This is a genomic window from Actinomadura macra NBRC 14102 (assembly GCF_001552215.1).
Lineage (GTDB): Bacteria > Actinomycetota > Actinomycetes > Streptosporangiales > Streptosporangiaceae > Spirillospora > Spirillospora macra.
The window spans coordinates 219,167-242,088 of the sequence record NZ_BCQT01000010.1 but is presented as its reverse complement, the minus strand read 5'-3'; the positions used below and the strand labels follow the sequence as shown (position 1 = coordinate 242,088).

17 protein-coding genes and 1 tRNA gene are annotated in these 22,922 nt (G+C 70.2%); 11 read left to right on the top strand and 7 right to left on the bottom strand.

Annotated features, from left to right (window positions below):
- The first annotated feature begins 113 nt into the window (after positions 1–113).
- Positions 114–566, top strand: a complete 453-nt coding sequence (locus tag AMA02S_RS17860; protein ID WP_067459750.1) for a hypothetical protein — start codon at positions 114–116, stop codon at positions 564–566.
- A gap of 739 nt (positions 567–1,305) precedes the next feature.
- On the opposite strand, the gene AMA02S_RS17850 is transcribed toward AMA02S_RS17860, so the two are convergent.
- A tRNA-Lys gene (locus tag AMA02S_RS17850) sits at positions 1,306–1,381 on the bottom strand.
- 782 nt (positions 1,382–2,163) lie between these two features.
- Here AMA02S_RS17850 and AMA02S_RS40390 point away from each other — a divergent pair.
- Complete coding sequence (locus tag AMA02S_RS40390) at positions 2,164–2,964, top strand: CHAP domain-containing protein (RefSeq protein ID WP_084265268.1); 801 nt, start codon at positions 2,164–2,166, stop codon at positions 2,962–2,964.
- Positions 2,965–3,114: 150 nt separating this feature from the next.
- Here the strand turns inward: AMA02S_RS40390 and AMA02S_RS17840 are convergent, their stop codons facing one another.
- Entirely contained in the window at positions 3,115–4,404 is a 1,290-nt protein-coding gene (locus AMA02S_RS17840) for a cytochrome P450 (RefSeq protein ID WP_245667626.1), read from the bottom strand.
- A gap of 6 nt (positions 4,405–4,410) precedes the next feature.
- On the opposite strand from AMA02S_RS17840, the gene AMA02S_RS17835 reads away from it, so the two are divergent.
- Positions 4,411–4,824 (top strand): PaaI family thioesterase, encoded by a 414-nt coding sequence (locus AMA02S_RS17835; protein WP_067460826.1) that lies wholly within the window; start codon positions 4,411–4,413, stop codon positions 4,822–4,824.
- Positions 4,824–5,522 (top strand): dienelactone hydrolase family protein, encoded by a 699-nt coding sequence (locus AMA02S_RS17830; RefSeq protein WP_067460825.1) that lies wholly within the window; start codon positions 4,824–4,826, stop codon positions 5,520–5,522. The genes AMA02S_RS17835 and AMA02S_RS17830 overlap by 1 nt, the downstream gene beginning before the upstream one ends.
- Positions 5,523–5,533: 11 nt before the next feature.
- On the opposite strand, the gene AMA02S_RS17825 is transcribed toward AMA02S_RS17830, so the two are convergent.
- Positions 5,534–8,248 (bottom strand): helix-turn-helix transcriptional regulator, encoded by a 2,715-nt coding sequence (locus AMA02S_RS17825; protein WP_067459742.1) that lies wholly within the window; start codon positions 8,246–8,248, stop codon positions 5,534–5,536.
- 101 nt (positions 8,249–8,349) lie between these two features.
- Here AMA02S_RS17825 and AMA02S_RS17820 point away from each other — a divergent pair, with 101 nt between their 5' ends.
- The gene (locus tag AMA02S_RS17820; protein WP_067459739.1) at positions 8,350–9,426 is read left to right on the top strand and encodes an alkene reductase; all 1,077 of its coding nucleotides are present in this window, start codon (positions 8,350–8,352) and stop codon (positions 9,424–9,426) included.
- Positions 9,427–9,528: 102 nt separating this feature from the next.
- Here the strand turns inward: AMA02S_RS17820 and AMA02S_RS17815 are convergent, their stop codons facing one another.
- Entirely contained in the window at positions 9,529–10,122 is a 594-nt protein-coding gene (locus AMA02S_RS17815) for a C40 family peptidase (RefSeq protein WP_084265267.1), read from the bottom strand.
- A 1,165-nt stretch (positions 10,123–11,287) separates the two neighbouring features.
- Between AMA02S_RS17815 and AMA02S_RS17810 the strand changes: the two genes are divergently transcribed.
- Complete coding sequence (locus AMA02S_RS17810; RefSeq protein ID WP_067459736.1) at positions 11,288–11,683, top strand: SCO5389 family protein; 396 nt, start codon at positions 11,288–11,290, stop codon at positions 11,681–11,683.
- Between the two features lie 244 nt (positions 11,684–11,927).
- Here AMA02S_RS17810 and AMA02S_RS17805 read toward each other — a convergent pair whose 3' ends face one another.
- Entirely contained in the window at positions 11,928–12,776 is an 849-nt protein-coding gene (locus AMA02S_RS17805) for an SDR family oxidoreductase (protein ID WP_067459733.1), read from the bottom strand.
- A 161-nt stretch (positions 12,777–12,937) separates the two neighbouring features.
- On the opposite strand from AMA02S_RS17805, the gene AMA02S_RS17800 reads away from it, so the two are divergent.
- The 4 genes from AMA02S_RS17800 to AMA02S_RS17785 all read left to right on the top strand — a co-directional run bounded on the left by AMA02S_RS17800 (position 12,938) and on the right by AMA02S_RS17785 (position 19,698).
- Entirely contained in the window at positions 12,938–13,711 is a 774-nt protein-coding gene (locus tag AMA02S_RS17800) for an SDR family NAD(P)-dependent oxidoreductase (RefSeq protein WP_067459731.1), read from the top strand.
- Between the two features lie 8 nt (positions 13,712–13,719).
- The gene (locus tag AMA02S_RS17795) at positions 13,720–14,499 is read left to right on the top strand and encodes a crotonase/enoyl-CoA hydratase family protein (protein WP_067459729.1); all 780 of its coding nucleotides are present in this window, start codon (positions 13,720–13,722) and stop codon (positions 14,497–14,499) included.
- A 239-nt stretch (positions 14,500–14,738) separates the two neighbouring features.
- Entirely contained in the window at positions 14,739–17,585 is a 2,847-nt protein-coding gene (locus tag AMA02S_RS17790) for a helix-turn-helix transcriptional regulator (RefSeq protein ID WP_067459725.1), read from the top strand.
- A 292-nt stretch (positions 17,586–17,877) separates the two neighbouring features.
- A complete protein-coding gene (locus AMA02S_RS17785) occupies positions 17,878–19,698 on the top strand; it encodes a M4 family metallopeptidase (protein WP_067459722.1) in 1,821 nt (606 codons plus the stop codon).
- 150 nt (positions 19,699–19,848) lie between these two features.
- Here the strand turns inward: AMA02S_RS17785 and AMA02S_RS17780 are convergent, their stop codons facing one another.
- Together AMA02S_RS17780 and AMA02S_RS17775 are read right to left on the bottom strand one after the other, a co-directional pair.
- Positions 19,849–20,991: a methyltransferase domain-containing protein gene (locus AMA02S_RS17780; protein ID WP_218005007.1), complete on the bottom strand. Its 1,143-nt coding sequence runs from the start codon at positions 20,989–20,991 to the stop codon at positions 19,849–19,851.
- 382 nt (positions 20,992–21,373) lie between these two features.
- The gene (locus AMA02S_RS17775) at positions 21,374–21,949 is read right to left on the bottom strand and encodes a DUF6506 family protein (RefSeq protein WP_157430661.1); all 576 of its coding nucleotides are present in this window, start codon (positions 21,947–21,949) and stop codon (positions 21,374–21,376) included.
- A gap of 196 nt (positions 21,950–22,145) precedes the next feature.
- Here AMA02S_RS17775 and AMA02S_RS17770 point away from each other — a divergent pair, with 196 nt between their 5' ends.
- Positions 22,146–22,874, top strand: coding sequence for a phosphotransferase family protein (locus AMA02S_RS17770; protein WP_067460822.1), 729 nt, complete (start codon positions 22,146–22,148; stop codon positions 22,872–22,874).
- Positions 22,875–22,922 lie beyond the last annotated feature (48 nt).

Below are 22,922 nucleotides of genomic sequence, written 5' to 3'. Positions count from 1 at the left end.
CCGCCGCGCGGCCGCTCACCATCGGCCGTGCCTTGTCGCGCGCGGTGCAGGCGAGCCATCGTGCCCTGCCCGCGACCACTCGCGGCCACCACACCAACGACAAGGGGAGACTCATGATCGCCCACTTCGCACCCGAACCGGCGGCACACCCGGTCAGGCCCGAACCACACCCGGCGGCGGTCCCGGTCCCGGTCGCCGTCGTCAGGACGGTTCTGGAGCACCTGCGCGCCCACCCGGACACCGGTGACACGCCCGACCCCGACACCGTCCAGATCCTCACGCCACACGGTCTGGTCGGGATCCGCACCTACCATCCCGGCCTCAGCGAGTCGTACGAAGCCTGGGGCGGCGACCTCGACTGGGCCGTCCTGGTCCTGTGCCCCTCTCACGGTGAACCGGAGATCTACCTGTTCCCCGCCCGCGACTTCGTCGCCGGCGACCAGGCCGCCGTCCTGCAGCATGTCGACTATGTCAGCCCCAACGAACCCGGCGTCTTCTGGACCGACCTGGACCAGGACGCCCGCGCTGGCCGCTACAACCGCCTGGCCGGCTACCGGCTCACCTGACACCCGCGAAACGGCGGGATGAACGGGTCACCCGGGAAGGCCGCGCCTCCCGGGTGACCCTCGCCTCGCGTGAGGAAACCGCCCAGCGACACGATGCCGCAGATACCTCCAGTGCCGATCTGTGCGGCCGCTTCGCCCCTGCGGGGCTCATTCTTTTGCGCGCGTCACGACATCTCTGCCTCAGGGACGCGATGGACTTCGACGTGCGGGACCGGTCGGTCAACCGGGGGCGTGGGGAGCTTCCCCACGCCCCGCTGGCCCCCTGACAGACGGGGGACCGCGCCCATGGCCGAGAACCCTGATGGTGGCGCGAGGCAGCACGTATGGTGCCGACCGGCTACGACATGGGTGCGACTACGTTGACCAGGACAGCGAGGCCCCTTTGCGTTGGGCAGTTGTCAGGACACGGTCTTCGAGGCGTCCAAGACGAGTCCTTGTGTGCCTTGGGCCTGTCGTCGTTCGATACAGAGGTGCTCGGCGGCCTCGTGAACAGCGTTGACCAGCTCGCCTCGAGCGTCTCCCAGACCTGTGGTCTGTTCGCGGAGCGGGGGCAGACGGCTGCCTAAGGTGACGGTCGGGCGGCTTCGGCGATCGTCCATGGGGGTGCGCTGGGCGAAAAGAACAGGGTGGACAGGCCCGGTTCGTGCCCGCGAGCCAACATGGAGCCGACACGGGATCATACCGGGACGAAGCGGGTGGGGGGCAAATCAGGCATTCTCGCGTTTGTGCAGGTCAGGGGTGGTGGGTCGCGTGGGACTCGAACCCACAGCCTACGGATTAAAAGTCCGGAGCTCTGCCAATTGAGCTAGCGACCCTCGATCTGCGGTTGTCCAGTCCGGTTCGAACGTGATCGATCGTACATGGGTGCCGCAGTCTTGGAATCCGGCCCGTCAGGGCTGTCACGAGTGTAGAGGGCTGTCCTGGCTCCTCGCATCTCGGATATCGGCGGGGCCGCCGCGGGTGGTGGTGGGTGGTCCGAGGGGGACGCTGGGTCGGCGTGTCCGGTGGGGGCGGGCGGAGGTGTGGGGCTCGATGTTGTGGGTACATGCGGCCGGATCGGGCTGGAGTTGTTCTTCGGAAATAGGTCGGGTGTTACCGCGGCGGTCACCGGCATGTGTCGGCATTGCCGCCTCTCACTCTATGGATGGGGTCTGATAACGGCGAAGTCCGGCGACGGGACGGGCTCTTCTGTGAAACTGGTTCTTGTCCGAGCTACGCGGAGATTCGGGGGGTGGCTCGCTCCGTAGTGGCGCGGCGCGGCGGGCGGGGGCGATCGCGACCCCTGGGGTCGTCCCGCATCGGTCACTGAGTTGACCTGGTCGATCGCGATCTCTTCAGGTATCCCGAGCGGTGTCCGCATGGCGGTCATCGAGTAAGGAGGTTCTGTTGGCTCACCTGCACATGTCCATTCCGGCCGACGCTCTGGAGGAGCAGTGACCCCCCGGTCGAGAAAAGATGAGAATGAGGCGGCCTATATGGATCGGGTCGATGTCCATCCTGATGTCCATAGGGCCACCGAGGCCGATGAAGAGCAGATCTTGAGGGAGTTGTACGGCGAGCCGGATCCCGATGGTGTCTTCCGAGGGGAGGGCTCCTGATGGGCACGGCGGCGCGGATGCTGGTCGAGGCCCGCAAGTCCCTCGGGATGTCGGGACGGCCCAACAAGATCACGCGGGAGTACGCGTCCCGGCACGGGGACGAGTTTCTGCGCGCGTCCTGGTGTGACATGGCCGTCACCTTCTGGGCTCGGCACAGTGGCAACGCGGATGCGGTTCTGCTGAGTGGTGATCGTGCCTACACCGTGTGGCACGCCGAGGACTTCCAGAGGGCGGGACGCTGGCGCAAGGGCACCACGGCCGAGGTCAACCGCGCCAAGCCCGGCGACATCGTGTTCTTCGACTGGGGCGCGACCAACTCGGTCGACGACATCGATCACGTGGGTGTGGTCGAGAAGGTCCTCGGCGGTGGACGGCTCCAGACGATCGAGGCGAACACCGGGGACGCGTGCCTGCGCAGGGTGCGCAGCGCGAATGTGATCGCGGGCTATGGACGGCCCGCCTACAGCGAGGAGGACGACATGCCCCTGTCCAGCGACGATCTGAAGAAGATCCGCGACATCGTCTGGAACACCGACACCGCGCCGGCCCCGGCCGGGTCCGCGGCCGACAACCCGACGTGGCGGCACATCAACGTCCTGCGTGACACCTACTCCAGCGTGCAGGAGATCAAGGCGGCCGTGGTCCACATCGTGCAGCGGTCGCCGGAGGCGGACGAGGCGGAGATCGCTCGGCTCGTCCTGGCGGGCCTCAAGCCGGACTCGATCGCCGCGGCGATTCCTGACGAGCACGCCGAGCAGGTCGCGACCGCGCTCGGCAACCGGATCACCCCGCGGGACTAGGGCGTGGACCCGTCCCGCGTCAGGTCGAGGGCCGGCGGCGGTTCGTGATGGGCACCCGGCCGGCGCGGGTAGTCTCCGGTCGCCGGCGGGTGGGGAAGCCCGACCGGCAGGGGCGCCCCGTCCTTCTTCAAGGGCGGGGCGCTTCGCCTGTCACGGGGTGATGCGGACGGGGAGGTGTTTGAGGCCGTTCTGGAAGTTGGAGGCCAGCCGGACGGGTGCGCCGGTGCGTTCGATGTGGCGGGGGAGGAGCTCGCGGAAGATGGCGCGCATCTGGGTGCGGGCCAGGTGGGCGCCCAGGCAGAAGTGGGGGCCGAAACCGAAGCTGACGTGGTCGTTGGGGGTGCGGGTGATGTCGAACCGGTCGGGGTCGGGAAAGACGGTCTCGTCGCGGTTGGCGGACGCGTGGTAGACGACGACCTTCTGGCCTGCGCGGATGGGGCGGCCGGAGAGTTCCAGGTCGGTGGTGGCGGTGCGGCGGAAGTCCATGACCGGGGGCCAGTAGCGCAGCATCTCCTCGATCGCGGACGGCAGGAGGGACGGGTCGGCGCGCAGGCGGGCCTGCTCGGACGGGTGGTCGAGGAGGGTGAGCAGGCCGCCGGGGATGCCGTTGCGGAGGGTCTCGTTCCCGGCCACGGCGAAGAGGAAGAACATGTTCTCGAACTCGTGGCCGGTGAGGCCGCCTTCGAGCATGCGGGACATGATGTCGTCGGTGGGGTCCTTCTTCTTGACGGCGGCGAGGGCGTGGGCGTAGGCGAACATGTCCGCCAGGGCCGCGTGGGAGCGGGGGTTGACGGGACGGCCGTCGGGGTGGGTGGTGGCCGGTTTGTGGTCCAGGGCCTTGCGGGCCATGGGGCTCAGGGTGGTGGCGGTGGAGAGGCCGGCGTACTCGTCGTCCTGGTAGCCGATGACGCGGGACGCCCAGTCGTAGAGGAGGCGGCGGTCGCCGTCGGGGACGCCCATGATGTGGGCGAGCGTCCAGACGGGCAGGTCTGCGGCCAGTTCGACGAAGTCGGTCGGCTCGCCCAGGGCGGAGGTGATCAGGGCGCGGGCCCTGGCGTCGATGGTGTCCTCCAGCGCGCGGACGGCGCGGGGTGTGAAGGCGGCGGCGACGATGCGGCGGAGGCGGGAGTGGGACGGGGGGTCCTGGTTGAGCATCATCGCGCGGACGAACGCGAGGTCCTCGGAGGTGTCGGGGTCGCGGATCTGGGTGGCGCCGAGGTGGGAGGAGAACAGGTCGGGGGAGCGCAGGACGTGTTTGACGTCCGCGTGGGAGAAGACCGCCCAGTAGCCCGTGCCTGGGGGCCAGGGGCCGACGGCGGGTTCCGGGATCCACGTGACGGGTGATTCGGCGCGCAGTTTCCGGAAGGTGTCGTAGGGGACCCCGGTGGCGTAGGTGGCGGGACTGAAGACCTCCTCGTACATGCCTTCAGAGTGCATCATGGCGGGGTGACGTTGAAGCCCGCGGACGGCGACGAGATCTTGCGCGAGAACTTCGCGCCCTGGGTGCTCGAACTGGGCCTTGTGGTGGAGAAGGTGGGGGAAGGTTCGGCAGTGCTTCGGTTGCCATGGTCTGACCGGCTTGCCCGAGAAGGGGGCGGTCTGTCTGGGCAGGCGATGATGGCGGCGGCCGACACCGGAGTCGTCGTGGCGGTCGCCGGGGCGCGGGGCGGGTTCGTTCCGATGACCACTGTGCAGCTCAACACCTCGTTCCAGCGGCCCGTGATGGGACGGGACGTCCTGGTGGCGGTGACGATCAGCAAGCTGGGCCGGACGCTGGCGTTCGCGGACGTGACGCTGACCACGGACGGGGACTCCGCGACGGTGGCCCAGGCCAGCGCCGTCTACGCGATCATGGGGTGATGCGTATCGAGAGAGTGCGTGTCGCTGACGGGGAGTTCTCGCTCCATGTGTGGGCACCGGAGAGGCCGGGACCCGGGATCCTGCTGGTGCAGGAGATCTTCGGAGTCGGGGACTACGTGGAGGCGGTGGCGGAGGATCTCCTTGCGCTGGGCTATGTCGTAGCGGCGCCCGACATGTTCTGGCGGATCGAGCCGGATTGGGCCGTCCAGCATGAGGAGCAGGCGCTGCCCAAGGCGATGTCGATGGTGTCGGCGTTCGACTGGGAGAAGGGGCCGGAAGACCTTGAGGCCGCGCTCGCAGCGTTGCGGGGTCTTCCTGAGGTCGACGGACGGGTCGGCGTGCTCGGGTTCTGCTTTGGTGGGACGCTCGCGTACCTGTTGGCAGCGCGCGCTGAGGTCGATTCGGCAGTGTCGTTCTACGGTTCCGGGGTGCCAGGTGCACTTGGGCTGCTTGAGCGTGTCCGGGCACCGTTGCAGCTCCACTTCGGTGGGTCCGACGCCTATATCTCGCGTGAGGACGTCGCGGCCGTAGAGCGGGCGGTGGACGGGCGGGACGGCATCGAGATCCACGTCCAGGAGGACGGCGGGCACGCCTTCCACAACCGCAAGGCCCCGATGTTCTACCAGCCGGAACCGGCGGACCGGGCCTGGCGGCTCACGGAGGAGTTCTTGGCCCGCACTCTGCCCACCGGGGTTTAGCTGGTCCTCCGTCAGGGGGCGGCGAGGCGGGACAGTTCCTTGCGGGACGAGATACCGAGTTTCGGATACGCCTTGTAGAGGTGGTACTCGACCGTCCGCGGGCTGAGGAAGAGCTGCGCGGCGATTTCGCGGCTGCTGGTGCCGTCGGCGGCGAGCCGGACGACCTGGAGTTCCTGCGGGGTGAGGCGGTCGAGAAGGTCCGGCGCGGTGGGTGTGGATGTGGTGCCCGCCTCGCCGGTGGCCCGGAGTTCGGCGCGCGCGCGGTTGAGCCAGGGCGTTGCGCGGAGTCGCTCGAAGATGTCCGCCGCGGAACGAAGAGGGGTACGGGAATCCGAGCGGCGGCGGCTGCGGCGGAGCCATTCGCCGTAGAGGAGCTCGGTGCGGGCCCGTTCGAACGGTCGCGCTGACTGCTCATGAAGAAGGATGGCCCGCACGTACGGTTCCTCGGGATCGTCAGCGTCTTCCAAGAGCGCCTCGCAGCGCAGTGCCACCGCGAGGGCCCAGGGCTGCTTTCCGGCCTCGGCCCATGCGCGGAACCGGGCGAAAACAGGACGCGCCTGGTCAGCACGTCCGGAACGTACTGCCGCCTCGATCTGGTCAGCGGCGGACAGCATGACCTCCGCGCTGTACCGGCGCGGGCCCTGCACGATCTCGTCCAGGTGCCGCAGCGCGTCGTCGTACCTGCCGAGGCCCAGCTCGAGCAGGGCGAGCGCGTTGCTGGCGAGCCCGCAGTGCGGGGGCGGCGCCTTGTCGATCAGCTCGTGGAGGCGCGCCTCGTCGCCTTCGATCGCCGGGATCCGCGCCAGCACGGCGCCGAGCCGTCCCTCGCGGCGGGACAGGCCGGTGTCGTGGGCGAGCGCGATGGCCTCGGCCACGATGGCCTCGGCGTCGGCGTGCCGTCCCGCGGCGATCCGCGTCTGCGCCTGGGTCTGGAGGACGTTCGGCAGCGCGCCGATCAGGCCGTGCCGCCGGCAGCGTGCGGCCTCGGCGTCGGCGAGCGCTAACGCGGCCTCGTCGTCGCCGAGGATTAGCGCGAGCTGGGCGGCCTGGAACCGCCCGGCCGGGTCCAGCGGACGTCCGTGCGGCTCGGCCTCGCCCGGCGCGCAGTCCGCCCAGTCGTCCCGGCCGCCGGTCGGCTCCGGGCTCGCAAGGACGGATCGGGCCTCGCTGACCAGGGCGGACAGGAGGGGGACGCCGCGTTCGTGGTCGCCGTCGACCAGGTGGGCGAGGCCCTGGACCGTCCGGTCGCCGGGAAGCAGGGCCGCGGCGCGCAGGACGGCGGGGGCCTCGCCGGACGTCCAGGCGTAGGCGGCGCCGGTCCGCAGCATGGCGATCCGGTCGTCCGGTGCCGCGTGGGCGGCGTGCTCGACCATGAGGCGGGCGGCGGCGCGCGGGTCGCCGCGCTCGTACTCGACTGTGGCGCGGACGCGGCCGAGGCGCGCGTGCTCCTCCGGGTCGCCGGTGAGCTTCGCGGCCATGGCGGCCAACTGCTCGGCCTCTGTGGGGTGCCCGGCTTGAAGGATCGTCTCTGCCGCCGCGCCAAGACGCGCAGCGCGCGCGCCTGCGGTGGGCGTCAGATCTGCGGCTTGGCGGAAGAGTGCTGCCGCGGTCGCGTAACCGGCGCGGTCCCGCGCGCGCTCTGCCGCGGCCTGGAGGTCGGCGGCGACTTCCTCGTCCGGTGCCATGGCGGCGGACGCGCGGTGCCGCGCACGGCAGTCCCCATCGTCCGACGAGTCGGCCAGGGCCTGGTGGACGGCGATGCGCTGCGCCGCGACCGCGCCCTGATAGGAGGCAGCCCGGATGAGCGGGTGGCGGAAGGTGATCGTCCTGCCTGTCACCTCGACCAGCCGGGCTCGCTCCGCCGCCTCTAGGTCGGACAAGCCCACGCCCAGCGCGCGCGCCCCGCCCAATAGGCTCGGCATGTATCCGCGTCCTTCGGCTGCGGCGATGAGGAGCATCAACCGTGTCTTCTCCGGAAGCGCGCTGATCTGGTTCCGGAACGACGCGACGACCTGGTCGGTGACCGGCAGTGGGCGCGTACCGTCCTGCAGCAGGTGACCGGCGGCGCCGAACTCCAGCAGGGCGAGCGGGTTGCCCTTCGATTCCCGGACGATCCAGTCGCGGACGGCGGGCGGCACATGCCGCGCGGCGGCGAGGCGCCTGGCATCGTCGGGGTTCAGCCGGTCGAGGCGCAGTTCGGGCAGGCCCGTCCTGGCGAACGACTCGTCCCGCGCGGCGAAGAGCATCACCACCCCCTCGGCCGCCAGCCGTCGCGCCGCGAACAGCAGCGCCTCGGCGGTCGCGGTGTCGAACCACTGCGCGTCGTCCACGACGCACAGGACGGGACGGTCCTCGTCCGCGAGGTCGGCGAGGAGCGTCAGCACGGCGAGACCGGTGGTGAAACGATCCTGCGGCGCCGTTTCGGTCGCGCCCGGACCGCTGAGCGCCGACCGCAGCGCCGCCGCCTGCGCGTCCGGGAGGGCGTCCAGCCGGTCGCGGACGGGCCACAGGAGCTGGCTGAGCCCGGCGAACGCGATGCCGGACTCCGCCTCGATCCCGACCGCGCGCAGGACCCGCGGGACGCCGTCCGCCGCCTCTGCCAGCAGCGCGGACTTGCCGATGCCGGCTTCGCCGCGCAGGACGAGGGCGCCGCTGCGTCCGTCGTCGCGCGCTCCCGCGAGCAGCGAGGAGATCCGCGTCTGTTCGGTTTCACGCCCGTAGAGCACGCCTCCAAACTACGGGGCCGACTACCGAATCCTTACGGATTCGCCCCGTAGCGGACGCTCCGTACCTTCGTGGCGAGTTGGCACGCCATGAGGAGGACGTCGTGAAGGGATTGTTCGAACCGCTGTCGGACGGAAAGCTGGAGTTGTCCAACCGCCTGGTGATGGCGCCGATGACCCGGAGCCGGGCCGTCGAGGACGGGAAGGTGACCGAACTGACCGCCGAGTACTACGCGCAGCGCGCCTCCGCCGGGTTGATCATCACCGAGGGCACGCAGCCGAGCGTCCGGGGGCAGGGTTACATCTGGACGCCGGGCCTGCATTCGGACGGCCAGGTGGAGGCGTGGCGGGCCGTCACCGGCGCGGTGCACGCGAAGGGCGGCCGGATCTTCGCCCAGCTGATGCACGCGGGCCGGGTGGGCCACCCGGCCTTGTACCCGGACGGCGCGCTGCCGCTGGGCCCGTCGCCGATCGCCAGCGGCGAGCAGCTGTTCACCCTGGACGGGATGCTCGACCACCCCGAACCCCGCGAGATGACCTTGGACGACATCGCGCAGGCCGTCCAGGAGTTCGTGGACGCCGCCCGGAACGCCGTCGCCGCCGGTTTTGACGGGGTGGAACTGCACGGTGCGAACGGGTACCTGATCCACCAGTTCCTTACGGACGGAAGCAACAGGCGGACGGACGCCTACGGCGGGACGGTCCAGAACCGCATCAGGTTCGGCGTGGAGGTCGCGCGCGCGGTGGCCGAAGCGATCGGACCAGAGCACGTGGGTTTCCGGGTGTCCCCGGGCAATGACGCCAACGGTGTCAGTGAGAGCGACACCCCTGAGCTGTACACGGCCCTGGTGACCGCATTGGCGCCGCTAGGGCTGGCCTACCTCCACATCATGGAGACGGGTCTGCGGGATCTGACCCGCACGCTTCGCGCCGCCTGGCCGGGAACGTTGATCCTGAACCCGCATCCGGTCTCCGGAGACATCCAGGCCGGTCCGGAAGACGGCGCGGAGGCGTTGCGCGAGGGCCTGGCCGATGCGATCTCGTTCGCGAGGCTGTGGCTCGCCAATCCCGACCTTCCGGAGCGGATCCGGGCCGGCGGTCCCTACAACGAGCCCGACCCGGCGAGCTTCTACGGCGGCGACCACCGCGGATATACCGACTACCCGCTCCTTGCCGTCTGACCTCCCTGGAGGCTGTACTTTCCTAGCCGCCGAGCAGCTGAGACGTGGCGAGGGCCCCGTGCCGGACGTCCGGTACGGGGCCTCACGTCATCTATGGCCGGTTCAGTAGCCGGGGCGGACGCCGCCGCTGAAGTGACGCTTGTAGTAGCCCGCCAGCTTGACCTTCTTGACCCGCTTGCCCGAGCTGGGCGCGTGGATCATGTAGCCGTTCCCGACGTAGATCCCCATGTGGGACTTACCGCCGTAGAAGAAGAGCAGGTCGCCCTTGACCGCGCCCTTCCAGGAGACCTTGTACTTGACCGCACGGTAGATCTGCGTTGTCGTGCGGGGTAGCTTGACCCCGGCCTTGCGCCAGGAGGTGCCCGCCAGTCCCGAACAGTCCCACGAGCCGGGCCCGTTGCCGCCGTAGCGGTACGGGTCGCCGATCTGCTTGTAGGCGAACTTGACGGCGACGGCGGCGCGCTTCTTCTGCCGCGCCTTCCTGGACGCAGAGATCTTGGTGGCCGCCACGTTCGTGGCCGCCACCGCCTGTGCCGGGGCCGCGGCCCGCGCCGGTGTCGCCTGTCCGGGTACCGCCACCAGGAGTGACACGCCGAGGGCGGTCGCGGTGGTGAGCACGGTGCCGCCGGCGAGCGAGGTGCGGGCGATGCGGGTCTTCAGGGGGTTTCGAGGGGTATGCAGGATGACTCCAGACATCGCGGATGGTGCCTACCGGGCAGCCCTCGCCGCAGGCGGGACTACCGCTCTGGCGTTTTCGGGATGCCACGGCCATCGGTTTTCCGGGTGTCGTCGGGACACCACGGACATGGCCGCGTTTCGGCTCCGTGCCTCATGACTGCACGGACTCGGCGATCGACCGCGGTTCTTCGGCGGCGGCTCCGCCCGCGGGATGACCTGCCGGGCCCGCACCAGGGACCCGTGTCATCCGGGGGACGGCCTCAGGCCTGAGAGGGGCCAAGTCTGAGACGCACCGCAACCGCGCATCGGATTGCGTGTTCTGTTATCTGGGGCGGCGTGCTGTGCCGCATGAACCGGGCAGGAACGTAGCCAGGGTCTGGCTTGCCTGGCAAATGTGAAGCCGATTTTCACATGTTGCGAGTACCTGACTGGCAGTAACGGCAGTCGCGCTGCCTGCGCCGATGATGACCGAATTGGCATAATTGTGATGTGGGTCACAGTTCCTTGGAGAGTCGAAATCGGGGCCATCTCTCCGAACGCACCGTGAGTGATTCTGTGCATCCCGTGATGACCATTCTTGGAACTGTGGGCGCAGATCACGGGCCTGGGCACCCCGATCGGGGGTCGTTTCGAAGATCGTTTGACGTGCTCCGGAAACCGCACAGCGCGCCGGCAAAAGAGATCTTGGACGGCCCTCCGGGGGTGTGGTTTATTTATTCCAGCGTGATATGCGACACAGCCCGGTCGCTGGTCGTTACCGCCCGGACAGGGGCGATCGACGTCTCGGTGAGGTGCATATCACGGTCGTGTCACCGGCCCTTACTTTCAGGGGATTCTTCATGCCTGGGGAGCCTTGGGATTGCCGGATCCGGTCATATGCGAGCCTTCGACGTCCGTTCGTCGCACACTTTTGGAGAGCCGAACTGTCCGCCGAATCGGACCGCAGGGGGCGCGGGCCGATGACCGCATCCGACCGCCGAATCCATCTCTCCGACCCCCGTCAGGGCGCCGGCCGGGGCGCGCCCTCGGGCGACATGTGAAGCCTCTGGCGACGGCCGCGCGACGCCGAAACCTGGCGCGATGTCCTAAATGGCAGAACACTCCCGCTTCAGGCTATGGAACGAATATCGTTTTCATGCGACGCTGTCTCCTGTCCCAGAACCGGTGAGAGGGGAGAACGATCATGTCCCTGACTGTCGACGATCGGCTGCTGGAGAAGGCGCGCCAGGGAGAGGTGGACGACGCGTCGTTTGTCGCGTGCGTCCGCGACTCGCTGCCGTACGCGTGGGAGGTCATCAGCGGTGTCATCGCCCGGATGCGTGACGGTGACGCCGGGTTCGCCGACAACCAGATCCCGCCGCCGGACGAGCAGTCCCGCGGACAGTTGCTGCGCGTCCTCGCCAGCGACTCGATGCGCGGGGCGCTGGAGCGCCACTTCGGTGTCCGCCTGGCGTTCCAGAACTGTCACCGCGTCGCGGCCTTCGACTTCGCCGTCGAGGGCAACGCCGAACGGCACGAGCGCTTCATCTCGCCTCGCGCCCAGCTCCTGAATCAGTCTCCGGAGTTGGTCGACTGCTGATCCGGCTCTGACCTGTCACATCCCCGACCCCCCGCCCTCGCCCGGTGCCGGACGTCCGGCGGCACCGGGCGGAGGTGGGACGTGACCGAAGTCCCGGCGAACACGGAATGAGGCCCGGATCCCCGGATACCGGCACGGCGAACACCCGAAGCCAGGGAACGCGTGTCGAGCCCCAGGGAGATGACGAAACCGCGACCGTGCGAGCGGCCGAACCCGGGTTCCGCCGGGTCGCTGCGCCGCGGGGTCATCCCGGGTGGATCTCCCCTCCGGCGGGAACGAGCGTCTGGCCGGTGTAATAGGACGACAGCCGGTTCGCGGCGAAGAACACATAGGACGGCGCGACCTCGTCGGGGTCGGCGGCACGGCCCATCGGCGCCTGCTTCCCGAAGTCCTCGACCCGCTCGGCCTCGAAGGTGGCGGGGATCAGCGGCGTCCAGACCGGGCCGGGCGCGACGCAGTTGACGCGGATCTCGCGGTCCATGAGGTTCTGGGCCAGGGATGTCGTGAGGGCCATCGCGGCGGCCTTGCTGGCCGAGTAGTCGATCAGGGTCTTGTTGCCGCGCAGCCCGTTGATGGACCCGGTGATGACGATGGACGAGCCGGGCCCCATGTGGTCGAGGGCCTGCTGGACCGTCCAGAACAGCGAGAACACGTTCACCTCGAACGTCCGGCGGAGTTGTGCCTCGTCGATCTCGCGGACGTCCGTGACCGGCGTCTGGGTGCCGTGGTGCAGGACGAGCACGTCCAGCCCGCCGAGGTCGCGGACGGCGTGCTCGACCACCTCGCGGCTGTGCCGTTCCTCGGCCAGGTCGCCGCCGAAGGTGGGGCAGCGGCGGCCCTCGGCCTCGACGAGGCCGGCGGTGTGCCGGGCGTCGTCGTCCTCCTCCAGGTAGGTGATCGCGACATCGGCGCCCTCCTTGGCGAACGCGACCGCGACCGCGCGGCCGATGCCGGAGTCGCCGCCGGTGATCAGCGTCCGCCGCCCGTCCAGGAGGCCGCTCCCCGTGTAGCCGCGCATCTCGTCGCGCGGTTCGGGTGCCATGTCCGAGGTGCGGCCAGGGTAGGACTGGCTCTGTGCGGGACGTTCGCTCATCTCCGGCGGGTGCCCGGGGCAGGGAGGGGCAAACATCCCCGTATTGTGACCCACGAGTAACATCGTGGCTCCGTGATCGGTGGGGTGTGCGCGGAGCGCGCGATGGCGACTGAGTACCATCACCCCGAACCACATTCGGTCCCTCACGTAAGGTGCTGCTTATGGACCTGAACGGAGTTTCCGCCGTCGTATCCGGCGGCGCGAGCGGTCTCGGTGAGGCCACCGTCCGCACGCTGGCCGCCGAAGGCGCCAAGGTGGTCGTCGCCGACCTGAACGAGGACAGGGGCAAGGCCCTCGCCGACGAGGTCGGCGGCGTCTTCGTCAAGACCGACGTGTCGGACGAGGGGCAGGTGCAGGCCGCCGTCCAGGCCGCCGTCGACACCGGCGCCCCGCTGCGCGTCATCGTCAACAGCGCCGGCATCGGCTGGGCGACCCGCACCGTCAACCGCGACGGCAGCCCGCACGACCTCGCCTCCTACGAGACCGTCATCCGGGTCAACCTGATCGGCACCTTCAACCTGATGCGCATCGGCGCGGCGGCGATCGCCAAGACCGAGCCCGCCGACGACGACGGCGCCCGCGGCGTGGTGATCAACACCGCGTCCATCGCCGGTATCGAGGGACAGACCGGGCAGATCGCCTACTCCGCCTCCAAGGGCGGCATCATCGGCATGACGCTGCCCGCCGCCCGCGACCTCGCCGCGATCGGCGTCCGGGTCAACACCATCTGCCCCGGCATCATCGACACCCCCATCTACGGCGAGGGCGAGGGCGCCGAGGCGTTCAAGGCCAAGCTCGCCGCGCCCGTCCCGTTCCCGAAGCGGATGGGCAAGGCGTCGGAGTTCGCGCACCTCGTCAAGTCCCTCATCGAGAACGACTACATGAACGGCGAGACCATCCGCTTCGACGGCGGTATCCGCTTCCAGCCGAAGTGAGGCCTTGAATGTCCGAAGATGTTCGCACCGACGACGTGGTCACCGAGGAAGACGGCGCGGTCCTCGTCATCACGATCAACCGTCCGCGGTCCCGTAACGCCATCAACGGCGCGGTGGCGCAGGGGATCGCCGCGGCGCTGGACGAGCTGGACTCCCGCAAGGACCTGTCGATCGGCGTCCTGACCGGCGCGGGCGGCACGTTCTGCGCGGGCATGGACCTCAAGGGCTTCCTGACCGGCGACAACCCCATCGTGGACGGACGCGGGTTCGCCGGGATCGTGGAGCGCCCGTCCGCCAAGCCGCTGATCGCCGCCGTCGAGGGTTATGCCCTGGCCGGTGGCTGCGAGGTGGCGCTGTCCTGCGACATGATCGTCGCCGCGCGGGACGCCCAGTTCGGGCTGCCCGAGCCGAAGCGCGGCCTTGTCGCGGCGGGCGGCGGCCTGCTCCGGCTGCCGCGGCGCATTCCGTTCCACATCGCGATGGAGATCGCCCTCACCGGCGACAAGTTCCCGGCCGAGCGGATGGCCGAGCTGGGGTTCGTCAACCGGCTCACCGAGCCGGGCGGCGCCCTCGCCGCCGCGAAGGAACTGGCCCTCAAGGTCGCCGAGAACGCACCGCTGGCGCTCGCGGCCACCAAGAAGATCATCGTCGAGTCCGCCGACTGGACGCCCGAGGAGGCGTGGAGGAAGCAGGGCGAGATCACCCTGCCGGTCTTCACCTCCAAGGACGCCCAGGAAGGGCCGGCCGCCTTCGCCGAGAAGCGCAAGCCGAACTGGACGGGCGAATAGCCCCGGCGCCTGGACGCCCGGTGGCCCCACGCGGCCCCGGGCGTCCGCAGCTTGTGACGAAGTCGACGGGCCGGATTTGGGAACGGTGACAGCGCGGTGTATCGGTGCAGGTCACCAGATTGTCCCCCAAGATGGTCTCCTTCATCGCGTATTTCGGGTGAAGGGGACGGGCGTTGTGAACGGTCCCGCGGGTGGTTATTGTCGATGTGGCGTCCGATTCCTCCGGAAGGGAGTGAGTTATGGACGTCGGTGCGGCGCCGTCAGTAGCCCTGAAGGCAACGCCGCCCTCCTTGGTAGGGCGCTCCGCGCCGGTCGCGTCCGTGGAAACCTGCATCGCTGCCAATGGCAGCGCCATCCTGACCGGTCCCAGTGGCATCGGGAAGACGGCGCTGCTCGAAGCCGTCGGGGCCGCTGCCGCCGCGCGCGGCGAGCTGGTATTGCGGGTCGCCGGGACGGAGACCGAACGGTGGGTGCCCTGCTCGGGCCTCGCCGAACTGCTCGACCAGCTTCCCGGGACCCTCACCGCGCAGTTGCCGCGGGAGGAACTGTCCGGGTTGCCCGCGCCGCATCCCACGCCCTCGGACGGGCGGCCGCTGGACCGGTCCCCCCTGGACCACGCCGCGTGCCGCCTGGCGTTTCGCGGGCTGCTCGCCCGGTGTGCCGAGGAACGCCCGGTGCTGCTGCTCATCGACGACGCGCAGTGGCTGGACACCGAGTCGGTGCACGCCATCCGCTACGCGCTCCGGCGGCTCGCCTCCCGGGGCGTGCGCGCCGTCGTCGCCGGGGGATGGCCGGACGGTCTCGCCGCGGGTGAGGGAGGCAGCGCCCCCTGGATGCCCGTCCCCGACGCGCTCCACCTGCCCGTCCCGCCCCTCGGACCGGACGAGCTGGCCGAGATGTTCGACAGCTACGGGCTGCCCGTCCGCGTGGTGAACACCCTGCACTCCGACTCCGGCGGCAACCCGTATCTCGCGTTGGCGCTGGCCGGAGCGTTCACCGACCGCATTCCGCGGCACTGGCGTCCGGCACCGTTGCCGCAGCGGGTGCACGCCGTGATCGTGGAGCGGCTGGCGCGGTTGTCGGAGCAGGCCCGCGAGACGCTGCTGATGGCGGCGCTCGCCATCCGTCCGACGGCCGATCTGCTGCGCCGCGCGGGACGCACCGAGGCCGCGCGGGACATCGGGCAGGCGGCCGACCTGGGGCTGCTGATCACCGAGGGGGGCGGTGTCCGTTTCACGCCGCCCGCCGTCGGCACCGTGCTCGCCGAGTCCGCCGGGGCCGCGCATCTGGCGCGGGCGCACCGGGCGCTGGCCGCCGTCGTACCGGACGCGGCCGGACGTGCCCGGCACCGCGCGCTGGCCGACTCGGGACCGAACGCCGAGCTGGCGCACTCGCTGGTCACCGCCGCCGAGCAGGCCGTCCGGCAGGGCTCGCACCGGATGGCGGCCGAGCTGTACCTGCTCGCCGCGGACCGTTCGCCGGCCGAGCCCGCCACCGAGCGGCTGGAGTGGCTGGTCGCGGCGGCCGAGACGGGGGCCAACGGCGGTCTGCCCGATCTGGTGCACCGGGCCGCCGAGGCCGTCCTCGCCTCCGACGCCAGCCGCGCCCAGCGGGTGCGGGTCAGGCTCGCCGTCCTGGACCTGTCCGGGCAGGGTCTCGCCGAGATGGGCGAGGTGTTCGCCGCCGCCTTGGTGGACGCGGACGGCGACCCGGCGCTGCTCGGCCCGCTGCGGCTGCGGATGGCGCTCGGCGCCCTGCTGAACGGCGCGCCCGAGCGCGCGGAGCACGAGGCGAACGGCGCGCTGACCCACGCGCGGGAGGCGGGGGACACGGCGCTGGAGGTCAAGGCCCTGACCGTCCGGGCGAACATCGCGCTGATCGAGGGACGGGACGACTACGGCACCGACCTCAGGCGTGCCCGGCGTCTGCCGGAACCGCCGCTGGACGGCCAGCTCCACACCACGCCCCGGTACCTCGCGGCCTACTGCGCCATCTTCGAGGACCGGCTGACCGAGGCCCGCGAGGAGCTCCTGCGGATGCTGGCCCTGGTGGAACGGGGGTCCGGCGAGGAGGTCGTGCACGTCCTGCGCAACCTGTCGGAGGTGTCCGTCCGGACGGGCCGATGCCGCGAGGCGCTCGACTTCGCGGACCGTGCCATGCGCATCACCGAGGAGGCCGCGCTCAGCCCCGGCCCGGCCTGGTACCACGGCGCGCTGGCGGAACTCTCGGGCGGCAGCATCCGCCGTGCCATCGCGCTCGCCGAACGCGGGTTGCGGGCGTCCGAGCAGGAGAACGACCTCATCTTCCAGAGCCGCCTGCTGCACGTGCTGGGCATCGCGCGGATGCGCGGCGGCGACGTCCGCGCCGGGGTGGACACCCTGTGGCGCATCGAGGGGCTGGGCGAGGGGCACGGGTTGCGGTCCCCGATGGTCCTGCGGTGGCGCGGCGACCTCGCCCACGGTCTCGCGGTGCTCGGCGACACCGACCTGGCCGACGAGGTGGTCCGCGGGACCCGCGCCGCGGTCGGCGACCGGATCCGGGGCGTCGGCGTCACCGGACGGCTGGACCGCGCGGAGGCCGCCATCCTCGCCGCACGCGGTGAGCACGACGGCGCGGTCGCGCTCCTGCGCCAGGCGGCGATGCTGTTCGGACGGCTCGGCCAGCCCCTCGAAGTGGGGCACTGCCTCCTCGAACAGGCCAGGGTCGAACGGCGGCGCCGCCGCGGCGGGCCGGCGCGCAAGGCGGCCGCGGAGGCATTGGAGATCTTCCTTCGGTGCGGTGCGCGGCCCTGGGCCGAGCACGCGCGGCACCGGCTCGCGCGCCTGGACATGGGTCTCCAGGACGGTCCCGCTCCGCTCGGCGCCACCGCCCACGCGACCCTGACGGAGGGCGAGCAGCGGATCGCCGTCCTCGTCGGCCAGGGCGCCACCAACCAGCAGGTGGCGAACCGGCTGTTCCTGAGCGTGAAGACGGTCGAGGCTTCCCTCACCCGCATCTACCGCAAGCTGGGCATCCGCTCGCGCGTGCAGCTCGGTTCCCTGCTGCACGGGGGTCTGGACGGGCCGGGCGCCTCCCTGCCCTCGTAGGCACCGCCTCGTCGAACGCTTCTTTCGTCGGGGCCTTCGCCCCGGAGCCCGTCCCGCTCTGGTGCACCCTCGTCCACCCCTACCCGGTGTAGGGATTCCCCTTGCGCTGGAACCGATGTCCCTACGGATGCGTCCAGCGGCGGACTAACCGGTGACATGCGTACAAACCACGTGCGATTGTTCCTCAGTCAACCGCCTTCCGACACTCCGGAGCTCCGGGGCGCCACCGCGCCGTTGGAGCGCTCCCCCTCGGCCGTTTCCCCAGAGACGGTCGGCAGACAAGGAGTCCGCGTTGAGATCCACCACCCCCGGACGCGTCAACCGGCGCGTCACCATGAGCACCGCGCTGGTCGCCGTCGCCGCCATGGCGGCGATCGGCATGCAGGCGGGACCCTCCGCCGCCGCCCCCGCCAAGGCGGCCCCGGGGAACCCCGGGCAGATGCCCGCCCACCTGACCGCCAAGCAGTACAAGGCGCTCGTCAGCCAGGCCAAGGCGCAGGAGGACAAGACCGCGTCTGAGTTGCGCCTCGGAGACAAGGTCGAGCTGAAGGTCAAGAGCATCGTCCAGGACAAGGACGGCACCACCCACACGCACTACCTGCAAACCTATGACGGCCTGCCCGTCCTCGGCGGCGACCTGATCGTCCACCGCGCCAAGTCCGGCGAGCTCCAGCGGGTGTCCAGGGCGGACGTCCGTCCGCTGAAGGTGGATACCGCCCCGAAGACGTTGGCGTCTACCAAGCCGGCCACGCCGAAGGCCAAGAACAGCGTGGCCCCGCGCAAGGTCGTCTGGATGGACCGCAACGGCGCGTCCGTCCTGGCCTGGGAGACCGTCGTCGGCGGAACGCAGAAGGACGGCACCCCCAACCTGCTGCACGTCATCACCGACGCCACCACGGGCAAGAAGATCACCCAGTGGCAGGGCGTCCACACCGGCACCGGCAAGAGCATGTACTCCGGGACGGTCGAGCTGGGCACCTCCGGCTCCGGTAGCAGCTTCTCGCTGCGCGACGCCGGGCGCGGCGGCCACGACACGACCAACCTGAACGGCGGCCAGTCCGGCCGCGGCACCCTGTTCACCGACGCCGACGACAACTGGGGCGACGGCACGCCGAACAACGCCCAGACCGCCGCGGTCGACGCGGCCTACGGCGCCGGGGAGACCTGGGACTACTACAAGACCGTTTATGGCCGGTCCGGTATCCGCGGTGACGGCGTGGGCGCGTACTCGCGCGTTCACTACGGCAGCAGCTACGTCAACGCGTTCTGGGAAGACAGCTGCTTCTGCATGACGTACGGCGACGGGTCGGGCAACCGCAAGCCGCTGACCGAGTTGGACGTCGCCGGCCACGAGATGACCCACGGCGTCACGTCCAACACGGCCGGCCTGATCTACGAGGGCGAGTCCGGCGGCCTGAACGAGGCCACGTCCGACATCATGGCCACCGCCATGGAGTTCTGGGCCAACAACGCCGCGGACGTGGGCGACTACTACATCGGCGAAAAGATCAACATTTCCGGCAACAACGCGCCGCTGCGCTACATGGACCGTCCGAGCAAGGACGGCGCCTCGCTGGACAACTGGTCGCCGAACGCCGGGAGCGTGGACGTCCACTACTCCTCCGGCATCGCCAACCACTTCTACTACCTGCTGTCGGAGGGCAGCGGCGCCAAGGTCATCAACGGCGTCAGCTACAACTCGCCGACCGCCGACAACAAGCCCGTCACCGGCATCGGCCGGGAGAAGGCCGCCGCCATCTGGTACAAGGCCCTCACCACCGAGTTCCGGGCGAACACCGACTACAAGGGCGCCCGGGACGGCACGCTGAAGGCGGCCGCCGCCCTCTACGGCCAGACCAGCGCCGAGTACACCGCGGTGGCGAACGCGTGGGCCGGCGTCAAGGTCGGCAGCCGCGCGCAGGACCCGGGCGACCCCGGCCCGGGCGACCCCGGCCCCGGCGACCCCGGCAACACCTCGTGGGCCGAGGGCAAGTCCTACAACACCGGTGACACCGTGGTCTACGAAGGCGTGACCTACCGCTGCCTCCAGCCCCACACGTCGCAGCCGGGCTGGACGCCGCCGAACGTTCCCGCCCTCTGGGAAGCAGCCTGACCCGTCCCTGACGCCGCGGCGCTCCCGCCGAGCGCCGCGGCCATGGGAAGCGAAACCGGCGTGTCCCGTCCAGAGCTTCGAGGCTCTCCCCGGCCCTGCCGAGGACGGGACCGCCACTCCCATCACCGCATGTAGGCCGTCCGGACGCCTCTACGGCGTCGACGCCTCCGCGACCGGCTGGCCGGGGTCGTCCAGCCACGCGGCTTCCCCGCCCGGCCCGGTGGAGAGGCCGAAGCGGGCGTGGTCAGGCCGTCCCTGCTGATGCCACCACTCGTGTGCGGCCTGCACCTCGTCCCAGAGGCGTCGGTCTCCACCCTGGTGGTAGACCTCGGCGTCCTCGAAGAACACCGCGGCCCACGAACGCCCGCGCAGCGAATAGAGCCACGCGGTGTCGTTCTCGACGGTGTGCACCACGCCGGGCACGGTCAGCCCGATGACGAAGGCGAACATACCCGTCAGGTCGCGGAGGCGAAGCTCCGTCGAGGATTCCGCGGTGCCCTCGGGCCAGCCGTCACCGTGCGGGACATAGTCGGTATGGGACGGCCATACCTGGCGCTCCGCCCGCGACTGCATGAACTCGGCCGGACGGATGAAACGCCCCGAAGCGGCACCGTCCTCCACCACGAGCTCGACCACGGCGCCCTGATGCGTGAACCGCGTCCGCCACGGAGCGACGATCACCCCGCCGGGGCGCGTCTGCGTGACCCATGCCGGAGGTATGCGCAGCACCCCGTAGGTGCACTGGACACGGTCATAGGGCGAGCCTGCGGCGAACCCATCGCCGCCATCCCCCACCACGATGCGTGCATGTACGTTCGCGGCCGCCAGCCGTCCGCGCGCCGCGGCAGCCACCTCGGCGTCCCACTCGACGCCGACCACCGTGCCGGCTCCGGCGCGGACGGCGAGGAGCGCGGTCGTCCAGCCCGTCCCGGCACCGACGTCCAGGACACGATGGCCCGGATGCACGTCGAGGTCCGCGAGCATCTCCATCACCAAGGACGGTTCGGATGCCGAAGAGGTCGGCAGACTGCCCGGCTCCGGCCCGGTGTGCCCGCAGTCGTCCCACTGCGTCACGATCGGAACGTCCGCGTCTGCCCAAGCCGTCCAACCCGCGGGGTCCTGCGCTCGGTCGACCGTCAGGTAGAGCCCGTTCCCGGCGTCCAGCGGCCAGATCAGATCGGGGAGGAACAGGTGCCGGGGCACGGCCCCGAGCACCTGCTCCCAGCCCGTCGGCAACCGTCCTCGCCGGAACAAGGGCGCCGCCCACTCCGGCACGCCGTTCGCAGGACTCACTTCTCTCGCGTCCCACCCCCCGGAGTGGTGCCCTTGTCGGGATTCGGAGGCGGGGGCGGCTTCGGATTCTCCGGCGGCGGCTTACTGTGCTTGCCCAAGTGATCATCACTCCTCGGACGATGTGTACAGACTCTCCGTGAAGGAGAGTTCCCTCAGAGTAATCGTTCAGTGGTGTGGCCGTCCGGACAATCGTCGTCTCGTCAGGTCTCCCGCCGGGTGGCGTCCGCTTCGTCGATCCTGAGGGGAGCATCGCAGTCCGCACAACACGCGTAGGTTCCGGACGAGCCCCGGTCAGACAACTGGCGGGGGAGCCCCCAGGAGCAACCAAACGCCTTGTGGGCGCCCTGCCGGAGCGTCAATGCCAGGTAGATGACGCCGCGAATCAGCGACGGCCGTAAGCGCTGACGCCGACGGGTACTCGGCCGTCCACCGCCCGGATGACCGGCGCGGCGCCCTCAGGTCCGGACGCGCCGTACAGCTCGATCAGTTGCAGTTCGGTGGCCATCCTCCCGGCCACCTCGCCGGCGCTGGTCTCGTCGGGCACTGCCACAAAGGTCGTCCTGCCGCCGTCGGCCTTCTCGTGAACCACCACGTCGACCGAGGGGTCGGAACCTTCGTGCACGATGATGAACGCTTCCGACAGCACATCGCCGGCCTCGAAGCGTGTCTTGTACGACGCGACGCCGGTGAGTGACTCGAACCCGTAGTAGATGGCCCCCACGGGTACCTTCCCCTCGGTCGCCCGGCCGGCCGCGGCGTGCGGCACCGCACCGAATCCGCCGCAGAGCTCTATCTGTGTCACCCCTTCGCCGACCAGCCGGGAGACCAACTCGACCATCTGCTCCGGCTTGTCGACGGCCCGTACCCGCGTGCGTCCGCTGCGGTTCTGGACGGTCATCACGTCGATCCGCGGGTCGGCTCCGGTCTCCTCATAAATGATCACTTTGTCTTCGCTCATGTTCAGGACATTGCCACCTCAACCGAACTAGAGGTCAACGAGACCGGCACCACGAAACGCTTCTGACCGGGAAGACGACAAGATGCGCGAGCCGACCGGGCGATGCCGCTCCCGCACCGCCGCCCGTGCGACCTTTCGGAAAGCACGCGATAAACCCGTGGCGATGTGCGGTGGTCATCCCGCGATAATGACCGGCGTGCAGGAGGTCGAGGTCGTCGTCGCGCATCATGAGCGCGCTACCCTGCGCGTCGGCGAGGTGTTCCTGAAGGTCGACACTGATCAGACGCGCACCGACGTCGAGGTCGAGGCGATGGCCCTGGCGCCGATCCCAACCCCAGAGGTGCTGTGGCGTAGACCGCCCGTGCTCGCGCTAGCAGCCCTCCCCGGGACGGCACTCGGCCGCCTCGGCGAGCCGTCGACCGCGCCGCCGGCCGCGTGGGCAGCGGCGGGTGCCGCCGCACGGATGCTGCACGACGCGCCGCTGCCGCCATGGCCCGGCCGCAGCCTTGCGGAGATCGCTTCGCACCTGGACGGCGAATGCGAGTGGCTCGTCACCAACGACGTCCTTGCCGCCGACGTGGTCACCCGCAACCGCCGGGTCGCCGAGGCCGCGCTCCGGCCGTGGACCCCGGTGTTCATGCACGGCGACCTCCAGGTCACCCACGTGTTCCTCGACGGGGACGAGATCACCGGCGTGATCGACTGGTCCGAGGCGGCCCAGGGCGACGCCCTGTTCGACCTGGCCACCTTGACGCTCGGACACCCGGAGCACCTTGACGACGTCGTCGCCGGCTACGGCACCGACGTCGACCGAGAGGTGATCCGCGCATGGTGGTCACTGCGCAGCCTGCGGGCGGTCCGCTGGCTGGTCGAGCACGGCTTCGACCCGTGGCCCGAAGTCGCCGTACTGAGATCCCAGCTGTGAGCCGCACGACCCCGGGACCAGTAACTCCCTCGAATACACCCTGGATGA